The following is an 11,612-nucleotide window of genomic DNA, read 5'->3' as shown; positions in this document are numbered from 1 at the left end:
GAGTTCGAACGGATCATCCAAGAAGCGCGGACCCAGACCGATCAGGAGGACCGGGCCGCATAACCAACGTCTCTACGCAACCAGGGGATTGACACCTTCGACTATCCGGTCGCTGTTGTGCCAGGACCAGCCGTCGGCGGGTTCCATGTCCGGTTCGGAGTCGAAGGTATGCGGATCCTGCCAGGGGCGGTTGACGTCCCCGTAGGTGCTTGAGGGAGTGAGCTCGTACTCGCCCGAGGTGAATAGTGCTGCCCGCAGGGAGTCCGCGGTCAGCGGGTGCATCGCGCCGGGGCGTCCGAGCTCGGTCATCACGGTGCCGCCGTGGTAGCTGACGATGCCAAGGTTACGCAGGAACAGCAGCAGGTTGGTGTTGTCGCTGTAGCCGAAGAACGGCTTGGGGTTAGCGCGGAGCAGAGCGCCGTCGAGGTGGGGGAGAACGGTGATCTGGTCGTCGCCGCCCATGCTCGCGATCACCGCCTTGATGTCGGGGTCCGCGAAGGCCGCGTGGATGTCCGCGGCCCGTTCCTCGGGCGAGGCTCCCATCTTCCGGGTGGCCGGGTATTCCACTGTCTTCAGTCCGAAGTCGTCCTGCAGTCTGCGCAGCCCCAGCTCGTAGGGCAGGGGGAAGAGGCCAGGCAGGCCGGATGAGGGGGACAGCACTGCGACCAGGTCTCCGGGGCGGGGCTTGGCAGGGTAGAGAAGATCCGTCGTCTGATGATCGTAGGAGTTGGCGGACCTGGTTCCGCAGGGATTTATTCCGGGACCCGTCGATGGCGTGCCGACCAGTGGGCGCGCTCGCCGGCGAATGGCGGGCCGGGCCGTCGGCAGCTGGCGCGCCGTGCGCTTCGGCTCCGGCGTGCGCTCCAGGATCGGCGCCTTCGACCTCAGGCCGACCCGCGCCAGCGTCGCCAGCCGGTTCGGCGGGACCTTGTCCAACTTCACCCGGCCCAGCCGGAACGCCGAGATCTCATCCACCCGCTCCAGCGCCTTCGCCGGGCGCTGTGACGGCGCCCTGCTGCGCTGGGGAGCTGCCGTTTGAGCGCGCACCACTGACCGGCCCCGCCCGGGCAACGGCGCATGAACCGGGCGGGAGTTTGTAAGGGTCGGGCGGCTTGAGCCAGTCAGGAGATCGCTGGCGTTCGTTTCCTGCCGTGCCGTGTGACGGGGGCTGCGATCCGCGAAGCAACACTGTTCACGCCCAGCCATCACCGGCATCGCCAGTGCTCTTAACCCGCAACTACCGACCGACCGTGGCACGCGGTAAGTGAGAGGATGCGCTTCCAGACGTCGGGAGCGACGTCGATGCCGTTCGCGGCAGCGGCTTCTCTTGTGTGCAGCGCACGGTCGCCGGGGACAAGAACCGGATGCGCGGGATCGCTCGGCTCGGTTTCGCGAATGTCCTTGAGGTAGTGGGAGATGGCCTCGACTGGGCCGGTGGGCTCTGCGACGATGAACACATCGCCCTTGTTGCACGGTTGGGTTGAGTCGAGTGTTCCCGCGACGTCGCGTCCCGTTGCTGTGCCGGTGAGGCTGGCGACGAGGACCTCGAACGCGAGGCCGAGTGCGTATCCCTTGGCGCCGCCGAACGGTGCGATCGCGCCGGCCTTCGCTGCCTCGGCGTCGCGGGTGGGGTTACCGTCCGCGTCCAGGGCCCATCTGTCGGGGAGCGCTTCACCGCGGTGCGCATAGTCGTGGATCTTGCCCATGGCCACGAGACTGGTGGCCATGTCCATCACGAACGGATGCGGCTGGGCGGGTACCCCGATCATCACCGGGTTCGTGCCCACCATCGCCTTCCGGCCGCCCCAGGGGTGCACGAGCGCCTCGCTCGTGGTGAAGCCGATGATCACCTGCCCGGTGCGCGCGATGTCCTCCGCGTACAGGGCCAGCATGCCGATGTGGTTGTTGTTGGCGATCGATGCGAGGGCGATGCCCGTCGACCGCGCGCGCTCGGATATCGCCGTCAGCGCGTGCTGGGCGACCACGGGGCCGATGCCGCGTTCTCCGTCGACGCTCAGGTACGCGTCTGTGGTCCAGGTGTGCCGCCCGGTCGTCGTGCCGTCGGTGACCTTGTTATGGATGCGCTCGACGACCCGAGGAAGACGTAGCAGCCCGTGCGAGGGGAAGCCGCGCAGCTCGGCCTCCACGAGGGAGCGCACGAGGATCTCGGCGTTGGGCTGTGACACACCGGCGTGCAGCAGCACGTCGGTCGCGGTCGATCGGACATCGTCGACGGGGATGAGCACGAGAACTCCAGGGTGCGAAGTCCGCACGGCACGGACAGGTGGTTGTGGTGGAACGTGGGGTGGCGTTCCCGGGCGGGCGCCCGGGAACGCGGCGGGACTACCAGTCGACGGCGATGTACTTGGTCTCGGTGAATTCGAGCATGCCCTCGTGGGCGCCTTCCCGGCCGAGGCCGCTGTGCTTGACACCTCCGAACGGCGCCGCCGGGTCGGAGACGAGGCCGCGGTTGACGGCGATCATCCCGCTCTCGATCCGCTCCGCCGCGCGCATGCCCCGGCTGAGGTCCTCGGTGAACACGTAGGCGGCCAGGCCGTACTCGGTGGAGTTCGCGGCCGCGATGGCCTCTTCGTCGGTGTCGAAGGGGATCAGCGAGGCGACGGGGCCGAAGATCTCCTCGGCGACCATGCGCGCGTCGGCGGGTACGCCGGTGACGACCGTCGGCGGGTAGAAGTGGCCGGGGCTGTCGATCGGCGCCCCGCCCACCTCGATGGTCGCGCCCCGGCCCACGGCGTCCTGGACGAGTTCGTCGACCTTGCGGACGCTGGCGTCGTCGACGAGCGGTCCGACCTCGGTGCCGGCTTCGTAGCCGGCACCGACCTGCAGCTCGGCCATCCGCTTGGCCAGTTGGCGGGCGAAGCGGTCGTGGATGCCGCGCTGGACGTAGATACGGTTCGCGGCGGTGCACGCCTGACCGCCGTTGCGCATCTTGGCGATCATGGCGCCGTCGACGGCTTTGTCCAGGTCGGCGTCGTCGAAGACCAGGAAGGGGGCGTTGCCGCCGAGTTCCATGGAGCAGCTGAGGACGTTGTCGGCGGCCTGCCTCAGCAGGTGCCGGCCGACCTCGGTGGAGCCGGTGAACGACAGCTTGCGCACCCGCGGGTCGGCGAGCACGACGTCCATGACGGCGCCCGTGCGGCGGGTGGTGATGACGTTGACGACTCCCGCCGGGACACCGGCCTCGATCATGATCTGCGCGATGGCGAGCGCGGTCAGCGGGGTGAGCGTCGCGGGCTTGAGCACGGTGGTGCAGCCGGCCGCCAGGGCGGGCGCGAGCTTGCGGGTGGCCATCGCGGCCGGGAAGTTCCAGGGCGTGATCAGGGCGCTCACGCCGATGGGCTGGTGCTGGGCGACGATGCGGTTGCTGCCCGACGGCGACGTGGAGATCTCGCCGATCAGGCGCACGGCCTCCTCGGAGTACCAGCGGAAGAACTCCGCGGCGTAGACGACTTCGGAGCGCGCGTCCGGGAGCGCCTTGCCGTTCTCCAGGGAGATGAGCCGGGCGAGCTGCTCGCTCTTGGCCGTCATCAGTTCGAAGCAGCGCCGCAGGATCTCCGCCCGCTGACGAGGCGGGGTTGCCGACCATGCGGGGAGAGCGGCCGCGGCGGCGTCGACGGCGCGGGTGCCGTCGGCCGGGGTGGCGTCGGCGATCGCGGCGAGCAGGCTGCCGTCGGAGGGGTTGTCGACGGGGATGGTGCCGCCCTCGGCGCCGTCGACCCATGCGTTGTCGATGAGCAGACGCAGCGGGACCGTGAGGTCATCGACCGTGAATTCGTTCTCGGTGGTGTCGGGAGTGGAGGTCATCGCAGTTCTCTTCTCAGTGGCAGGAGCGGAAGGAGCGGTCGCCCTCGAAGGCCGCGCGCGTGATCGCGGTGAGGCCCGCCAGGTCGAGGGGCACCGGGTTGTTGTCGATGAGTCGCTTGGAGTTCTGGGAGAGCTCCGCGATGCGGTCCAGGTCGCCTTCCTGAACACCGAGATCGGCGAGGGTGGAGGGGATGCCGATCGCCGCGAGGATGTCGTCCACGGCCTCGATGCCGGCCCGGGCGGCGTCGGCGACGGCGAGATCGCGGGTGTCCTTGCCGAGTGCCTCCGCGATGCGGGCGAGTTGAGGCTGGATGGCCGGGAAGTTGTGGCGCAGGACGTACGGCAGCAGCAGACCCACGCCGACGCCGTGCGGGGTGTGCGTGAGCGCGCCGACCGGGTACTGGATGGCGTGGGCCGCGGCGGTTCCGGCGTTGCTGAGGGCCATGCCGCCGTAGAGGGCGGCCACCATCATGTCCCCGCGGGCCTTGTCGTTGCCGGGCTCGCGATACGCCGTCACGAGGCTGCGTCCCACCAGGCGGATGCCTTCGAGGGCGATGGAGTCGGTGAGCGGGTTGCGGCCGATGAACACACGCTCTCGGGCGAGTTCCGGTGTGCCCTGCCGGGCGATGGCCGTGTAGGACTCCACCAGGTGGACGAAGGCGTCGGCTCCGGTGGCGGCGGTCAGCGCCGGCGGGCAGGTCAGGGTGAGGGAGGGGTCGCAGACCGCGACGGCCGGGATGATGTGCGGGCTTGAGATGCCCATCTTCATGCCCAGCTTGGGGTCGGAGACCACGGCGATCGCCGTCACCTCCGAGCCGGTTCCCGCCGTGGTGGGTACCGCGATCACGGGCAGGACCGGCCCGGGCACCGCGAACTCGCCGTAGTAGTCGCTCGGTTCACCGCCGTGGGTCAGGAGTACCGACACCACCTTGGCCATGTCCATGCAGCTGCCGCCGCCCACGCCGATGACGACGTCGATCCGCCGCTCGCGCAGTCCGTCGACGCAGGCCATGATCCCGGGCACCGGCAGCTCGGCCTCGGTCTCGCCGTAGACCTCGACGGTCATGCTTTGCTGCTTGAGGGCTGTGACGATCTCGTGCAGCTCGTCGGAGGCCGCCAGTCGCGCGTCCGTGCAGATTAGCGCCGACGACCCGAACTCTCGGGCGATATGTGCGAGTGCTTGTCGCTGGTTGCTGCCGACCAGAATGCTGCGCGGCAGGCGCAGCACGCCGAATGGAGCAGTATCGGTATCCAGTAGGTGTGTGCACGTCACGATGCGCGCCTCCTTGTCATTCGCCTGAGCGTGATGTCGCTGTTGTGGCCCGCGCCTCGGTGAACGTGCCGTGTGGGTTGCCGGAGTTCTGGCCCTGGGACGGTGCACGGCTCTGAGGTCGCGTTTGACGCTTCTGCTCGAACTGGGGTTCTTCTGCGGTCAGTTCGGTGGTGTCAGACCGCCGCTGTTTCGGTTCGCCTGCGCATCAGCAGGGGCCGCATCGCGAGCAGTCCGAGGGCGGGCCCGGGTACGAGCAGCCAGAGCGCGTATGTGCCCCAGGCGGCCATGGCGTTCTGCAGTGCGACGATGCTCACTACCGTCGCGAGGAATCCCGCACTGTTCTGGGCGGTCAGTGCGGTACCGACCAGACGTGAGGGCACGTACCGGGCCGTCATCGAGGAGAACTGGGGCGAGTCCGCGACGACGAAGAGCCCCCACATCGCCAGTGCCCCGATCCTGACCCCGACCGCGCTCTCGGGGATCAGGGGGTAGACCAGGCAGGTCAGTCCCGAACCGGCCAGGGCGGCCGCGGCGACAGCCTCACTGCCGTACCGCTTGCTCAGGATGCCGCCGGCGACGCAGCCGACGCTGCCCGCCGCGATGACGCAAGCGCTGAGCGAGGCGACCGCGACGACGTCCCCCCGGGTGTCGACCAGTTGGGCGCACAGCAGTGGGACAGCACCCCAGAACGCGTACAGCTCCCACATGTGCCCCAGGTAGCCCGCGCACGAGGAACGGAAGGCGGGCAGAGCCAGGAGCGTGCGTACGGACGCCGAGGCCGGTGCCGTCGATGGTGCCGCAGCAGCCCGGATCTCGCGCGGTTCCTGGATGAGCAGGACCAGCACGGCGGCCACCACGGCCAGGACCGACGAGCCCCAGATCACCGCCTGCCAGGGCAGGGATGCTCCCGCCGACCGCAGGATGTGGGGCATCGCCGTGCCCAGCGTGAGCATGGCCACCAGCCAGCCCAGGGCCCAGCCCGAATGCGGGCCGACACGCTGCACGATCATCTTCATGCCCATCGGATAGATCCCCGCGAGCGTGATCCCGACGCCGAGGCGGGCCACCCACGCGAGGGCGAAGCCCGGATCGGCCCACGTCCACGCGCAGTTGAGGACAGCGCCGACGAGACTGCTGAGCGCGAAAATGCGCTCCGGGGAGAAGCGGTCCGCCGCGCCCGTCACGGTGAAGACGAGCGTGCCCAGGATGAATCCGAGCTGGGTGGCGGCCAGTAGCCAGCCGAAGCCCCCGGAGTTCACGTGCAGCCACCGCGACAGGTCCTCTGCCGCACCGCTGGGACTGAACCAAAGGGACGTGCCGAACCATTGCGAAAGAACGATGACCACGATCGCCAGCGATCGGGGCCTGCCGTGGCCACCACCTGTGTTCATCACGCCGGGAGCACTCCGATGCGCTCCAGCACCGCGCGAAGTTCGCGGGTACGGACGTCGTCCAGCGGCTCCATGACCACCTTGCAGGCGTCGTGCTCGATCACGCCCATCCACTTCAGCGCACGCTTGTAGGCCTGCGGGTACTGGAGAACGTTGGCGAACGCGATCGAGTTCAGCGGGCCGACCTTCTCGTGGAAGGCCTGGCGTGCCTCTTCGAGCTTGCCGTCGCGGATGCTCTCGAAGATGAGCGACTGCTCGGCCGGGAGCACACAGCTCGCGGCGGAGGTCATGCCCTCGGCGCCGTACTGCAGCATCAGGAAGTTCAGCTGGTCGTGCCCCGCCCAGGCCTGTACGCGCCCGCCGGTCGCGTCCCCGTACTGGGCGATCTTCGCGGGGTAGGGCAGGAACAGCTTCGAGGAGAACAGCGTCGGGATGTTGTCGGCCATGCGGCGCAGCAGTGGCAGCGAGAACTCGATGCCGGCGCCGCCGTCGTACACCATGAGCGGCAGCTCGGTCGCGTCGCCCACGTGCTTCACGTGCCGGAATATCCCCTCCGCCGCGTGCGGGTGGTAGTAGGGGCCGGTGGTGAAGATGTAGTCGCCGCCGGCCGCCTCCGCGTGCTTGGCCAGCGCGGCGCTCGCATCGGCGGACGAGTGGGCGACCCCGACGCCGACCGGCACGCGGCCAGCGGTGTGCTCGATCACGAGCTCCGCGAAGCGCTGCCGCTCCTCATCGGTGAGGGCGAAGACCTCGCCGGTGCTGCCGAGCGTCAGGATGCCGTGCACCCCCTTGCGCACGACGAAGTCGACGAGCGACCGGGTGGATTCCTCGTCGATGCTGCCATCGGGCCGCATGGGCGTGATGAGCAGGACGTGGTTGCCGAAGAGCCTGTCCTTCTTCGCCTGGAACTTCTCGATGTTCACGTGGCCTCCTATGTAGCCGACTTGCGATGTCCAAAGAATATGCTCATTGCTGGGGCATAGGATTGCTATTACTTGCTTGCAAGGCACGGCTATAGGCAGGATCTGCTAAATCTGCCTCGCCTCAGGCCTTCAGAGTGAGACGCGCACGCCCATCGGAGCTCCCGCGGCGGCCGCGATCGACACGGCGAGATCGGGGATACGAGCGGCGGGGACCCCGGCGAGGCTGATACGCCCGGACGGGATGCCGTACACGGCGTGCTTCTCGCGGAGGTGATCCATCTGTTCGGCCCCGAGGGGGAGCCGCAGGAACATGCCACGCTGATCCCGCAGGGGGGCGAAGGTCTCCCCGTTCGGTGTGCGGATCAGCTCGTCCACCAGTCCGTTGCGCAGCTCCGTCAGGCGTCGGCGCATGTCGTCCAGTTCCGCGCGCCACTGAGCCCGGAGCGCGGGATCGCCGAGGATCTCGGCCACCACGAGCGCCCCGTGCGCGGGAGGCTGGGAGTAGTCCGCGCGGGCGATGACCTCGAGCACTCCGCGCGCGTAGTCGCCCCGCTCCCGGTCAGCCGTCAGCACGATCGCGCAGCCGGTTCGCTCGCTGTAGAGGCCCCACGCCTTCGACCCGCTCACCGCGATGACCGCCTCGGGCACGGTGCGCAGCATCCGTCGCATGCCCTCGAGGTCCTCGTCGAGCCCGTCCCCCAAGCCGAAGTAGGCCTGGTCGACGAACGGTATGACACCACGCTCGGCCATGACGGCCGCCAACTCGCCCCACAGCCACCCCGGCATGCTCAGCCCCGTCGGGTTGTGGCAGCAGCCCTGCAGGAGAATCACATCGCCGGCGCGCGCGGACTTCGCGACGCGCAGGGCGGCCTCCGCGTTCAGCGCCCCATCGAGGGAGACGGGGTACTCGACGACGTTCAGGTTCGCCGCTTCGAGGATCGCCGGGTGATTCACGTAGGCGGGCGTGCCGAGGTAGACGGTCCGATCGGGGCCCGTGGTGGCGAGGAGTTCGGCAAGCAGCCGGAGGGCGCCGGTGCCGGCGACGGTCTGGATGGTGGTCGCGCGGGACACGAGTGCGTCCTCGCCCAGGATGAGCCGGGTCATCGCCGCGTTGAAGTCGAGGTTTCCGGAGAGGCCGAGGTACTCCTTGGTCGGAGCCCGCTCGACGAGCCTGGCCTCCGCTTCGAGCACCGACGGCATGACCGGGGAGCCGCCGGACTCGTCGCGGTAGACGCCGATGACGAGATTCAGGCGTTCGGCCCGGGTGTCCGCCGCATATTCGGCGCTGAGGCGCCACAGCGGATCTAGCTGAAGTGACGGCATGGTGAGCAGCATCTGCGTCTCCCGGTGTGAACTGTTGACGATGGAGCCGCCTCCCGGCGGCAGGTGCGAGGGGTGCTGATCCCGCAGGGCGCGGGAAGCGACGGACGCATCGGAAACCCGGCAAGCCGGGTTCGGGCGACTGCGCCGTTCACGGCGACGAGGAGCACGTCGTTGTGCGGCTTCGGCGTCCTTCGGTCTGCGGACGGCCGCAGGGCAGTAGTGCCTGGGGTTGACCGGTTTCGATCCCGCGGACCTGCAGGAGTGAGCCTCTGGAGGGCGGCCACGTCCTGGGCGATGCGTCGCCCGCAAGGCGCTGGGGCTACGCGGCGAGCTTCCGGGGAACCTCCTGTCCGAGCGGGTACGGCACATCCCTCGAGCGACCTGCGAGAAGAATACGAGAAGTCGACTGGCAGGCGATTGCGTATCTCTTCCCTGAGCGGCACTCGTTTTGGCAGAATCTGCTAAATGATCACCATCGATGAGATCGACCGCCACATCCTCCGTGAGCTGCAGCACAACTCGCGGATCACCAACCAGGAACTCGCTGACCGCGTCGGCCTGTCTCCGTCACCGTGCCTGCGTCGCGTACGCCGTCTGGAAGAGAGCGGCGTCGTGTCGAGCTACACCGCCATCGTCGATCAGACGGCCCTGGGCCTCCCGATCACCGCGTTCGTCCGGATCACTCTCGAACAGCACCGACCCGAGGTCGTGGATGCCGTCGAGGAGCACATCCGGTCCATCCCGCAGATCGTCGAGGCTCACCTCCTCGCGGGCGACCAGGACTATCTCCTCAAGGTCGTGACCGAGTCGTTCGCCACCTACGAGCAGCTGGTGCGGAGTCAGTTGCGCCGCATCCCGTCGCTTGCGTCGGTGCAGACGACGTTCGCCTTCGCGGTCACGAAACCGACGACCCCCCTCCCGATCGCCTGACGCAATGTTCTTGCGAACGCGGGTTTCGCCCTTGATGTGACTCGGAGGCCGGGTGCTAGCTTCGGCGGCCAGCGTCGCCGGTGGCCGGTTATCGGGCCTCACCGTCGACGGTGTCTGCCGACTACACCCAGACGTTGCCCGTGCGCACGGATGGGAAGTCCCAATCCGAGGAGCGTTCATGGCGCAGACCGAAGAATTCGAACAACAGTTCCCATCTGTTCCTGCCGCAGATTTCTCCCGTGAGGAGGAGGGCTACCGCCACGGCCTGCGCGCTCGCCAGGTGCAGATGATCGCCATCGGGGGCGCCATCGGAACCGGCCTGTTCATGGGCGCGGGCGGCCGGCTCGCCTCAGCGGGGCCGGCGCTGGTCCTGGTCTATGCCGTGTGCGGCGTGTTCGCCTACCTGATCCTGCGGGCTCTGGGCGAACTCGTGATGCACCGTACGTCGTCGGGGTCCTTCATTTCGTACGCGAGAGAGTTCTTCGGCGAGAAGGCCGCGTTCATCGCCGGCTGGATGTACTTCCTGCAATGGGCGACGGGGGCGGTCGCCGACGTCACCGCGGCCGCGCTGTATGTGCACTTCTGGTCGGCGTTCACCAGCGTTCCGCAATGGACCCTTGCCCTCATCGCGCTGGTCGTCGTGCTGGCCATGAACCTGCTGTCCGTGCGGATTTTCGGCGAGATGGAGTTCTGGTTCGCGCTGGTCAAGGTGTCGGCGCTCGCGCTGTTCCTGGTCATCGGAGCCGTCTTCCTCGCCTTCCAGTTCCCCCTGCACCCAGGAACCGCGACCGTGACGCCCGGCATCAATCTCTGGGCCGACAACGGCGGACTGTTCCCGACCGGCGTCATCGCGAGCGCGCTCGTCGTGCAGGGTGTCATCTTTGCCTACGCGGGGATCGAGATGGTCGGCACGGCCGCCGGCGAGACCGCGGACGCCAAGCGCGTCATCCCGCGCGCGATCAACACCGTCATCCTCCGCATCGCCGTGTTCTACGTCGGATCCGTCCTGCTCCTTGCTCTCCTCCTGCCATACGCCAAGTACAAGGGCGGAGAGAGCCCGTTCGTCACGTTCTTCGCCAGCATCGGCGACGGATCGTTCGGTGAGATCGCAGGATCGATCATGAACTTCGTCGTCCTCACCGCTGCCCTCTCCAGCCTCAACGCCGGCCTCTACTCGACCGGACGCACCCTCCGCTCGATGGCGTCGTCAGGCGCGGCCCCACGGTTCACCCACCGCCTGAACCGCAACGGCGTCCCCTCCGGCGGCATCTTCCTCACGGCGGGGGTCGCATCCGTGGGCATCATCTTGAACCTGGTCGTCCCGGATGACGCCTTCAACATCGTGCTCAATGTCGCAGCGGTCTGCATTCTGTGCAGCTGGACGTTCATCATCCTCTGCCAGCTGCGCCTGCGCTCATGGGCCGTGCAGGGGCGGGTCACCAGGCCGTCCTTCCGGATGCCCGGTTCCCCCGTCACCTCGTGGATCACCCTGGCCTTCTTGGCGACGATACTTGTACTGATCGCCACGGACTATCCGACGGGCACGTTCACCGTCGGGACCGTCGTGACCGTGGTCGTCCCCGCGCTGGTGATCGGCTGGTTCGCAGCGCGCAACCGGATCAACCAGATCGCCGCAACCCGTAGCGGCAGTGGCGGAGCACGTGGGTTCCAGCAGGGCGTCCAAGCCCCGGGAAACGACCGGTAGTGCGGGACTAACGGCCTTCAACCTGAAGTCCTCGGTGCAGCGGCGTGATGCTGGCGGTAGGCCTCCTCCATGAGGGGTGCGCAGACGGCGGCCCTGCCGTCGGCAGCCGAAACGGTGCGTGAGTGGCCGCGAAACGCGGCAGCCCGCCAGTAGCCGGCCTCGTTCCCATCGCCGAGCCCTGTCCAGAAAGCACCTGCTCCGGCTCGTGTACACGGCCTACTGCTCCGCAGAACCCCGACTGG

8 protein-coding genes and 1 pseudogene are annotated in these 11,612 nt (G+C 68.3%); 2 read left to right on the top strand and 7 right to left on the bottom strand.

Going from position 1 to position 11,612, the window contains the following annotated elements:
- Positions 1-93: 93 nt before the first annotated feature.
- The 7 genes and pseudogenes from ABZ818_RS31510 to ABZ818_RS31480 all read right to left on the bottom strand — a co-directional run.
- Positions 94-756 (bottom strand): annotated as a pseudogene (locus tag ABZ818_RS31510) (LD-carboxypeptidase); the annotation flags it as partial.
- A 470-nt stretch (positions 757-1,226) separates the two neighbouring features.
- On the bottom strand, positions 1,227-2,246 hold the full coding sequence (locus tag ABZ818_RS31505) for an Ldh family oxidoreductase (RefSeq protein ID WP_361422108.1): 1,020 nt from the start codon (positions 2,244-2,246) through the stop codon (positions 1,227-1,229).
- Positions 2,247-2,343: 97 nt separating this feature from the next.
- Positions 2,344-3,825 carry an NAD-dependent succinate-semialdehyde dehydrogenase gene (locus tag ABZ818_RS31500; protein WP_361422105.1) on the bottom strand — a complete coding sequence of 494 codons (1,482 nt, stop codon included), beginning with the start codon at positions 3,823-3,825 and terminating at the stop codon, positions 2,344-2,346.
- A 13-nt stretch (positions 3,826-3,838) separates the two neighbouring features.
- Positions 3,839-5,098: an iron-containing alcohol dehydrogenase gene (locus tag ABZ818_RS31495; protein ID WP_361422102.1), complete on the bottom strand. Its 1,260-nt coding sequence runs from the start codon at positions 5,096-5,098 to the stop codon at positions 3,839-3,841.
- Between the two features lie 173 nt (positions 5,099-5,271).
- On the bottom strand, positions 5,272-6,489 hold the full coding sequence (locus ABZ818_RS31490; RefSeq protein ID WP_361422117.1) for an MFS transporter: 1,218 nt from the start codon (positions 6,487-6,489) through the stop codon (positions 5,272-5,274).
- The gene (locus tag ABZ818_RS31485; RefSeq protein ID WP_361422099.1) at positions 6,489-7,412 is read right to left on the bottom strand and encodes a dihydrodipicolinate synthase family protein; all 924 of its coding nucleotides are present in this window, start codon (positions 7,410-7,412) and stop codon (positions 6,489-6,491) included. The genes ABZ818_RS31490 and ABZ818_RS31485 overlap by 1 nt, the downstream gene beginning before the upstream one ends.
- 129 nt (positions 7,413-7,541) lie before the next feature.
- A complete protein-coding gene (locus ABZ818_RS31480; protein ID WP_361422096.1) occupies positions 7,542-8,735 on the bottom strand; it encodes an aromatic amino acid transaminase in 1,194 nt (397 codons plus the stop codon).
- Positions 8,736-9,200: 465 nt separating this feature from the next.
- Between ABZ818_RS31480 and ABZ818_RS31475 the strand changes: the two genes are divergently transcribed.
- Both ABZ818_RS31475 and ABZ818_RS31470 read left to right on the top strand, forming a co-directional pair.
- Entirely contained in the window at positions 9,201-9,665 is a 465-nt protein-coding gene (locus ABZ818_RS31475; protein ID WP_361422093.1) for an Lrp/AsnC family transcriptional regulator, read from the top strand.
- Between the two features lie 52 nt (positions 9,666-9,717).
- On the top strand, positions 9,718-11,370 hold the full coding sequence (locus tag ABZ818_RS31470) for an amino acid permease (protein WP_361422090.1): 1,653 nt from the start codon (positions 9,718-9,720) through the stop codon (positions 11,368-11,370).
- The last annotated feature ends 242 nt before the right edge of the window (positions 11,371-11,612 follow it).

Source organism: Streptomyces sp. NPDC047453, from assembly GCF_040643155.1.
GTDB lineage: Bacteria > Actinomycetota > Actinomycetes > Streptomycetales > Streptomycetaceae > Streptomyces.
The sequence above is the reverse complement of the archived record's forward strand: the minus strand, read 5'-3'. Positions and strand labels throughout refer to the sequence as shown.

What these genes read in the sequence shown, in the direction of transcription:
- ABZ818_RS31500 (WP_361422105.1), bottom strand. Translation starts at nt 3,825, where the DNA reads ATGACCTCCACTCCCGACACCACCGAGAACGAATTCACGGTCGATGAC.
- ABZ818_RS31475 (WP_361422093.1), top strand. Translation starts at nt 9,201, where the DNA reads ATGATCACCATCGATGAGATCGACCGCCACATCCTCCGTGAGCTGCAG.
- ABZ818_RS31490 (WP_361422117.1), bottom strand. Translation starts at nt 6,489, where the DNA reads ATGAACACAGGTGGTGGCCACGGCAGGCCCCGATCGCTGGCGATCGTG.
- ABZ818_RS31480 (WP_361422096.1), bottom strand. Translation starts at nt 8,735, where the DNA reads ATGCCGTCACTTCAGCTAGATCCGCTGTGGCGCCTCAGCGCCGAATAT.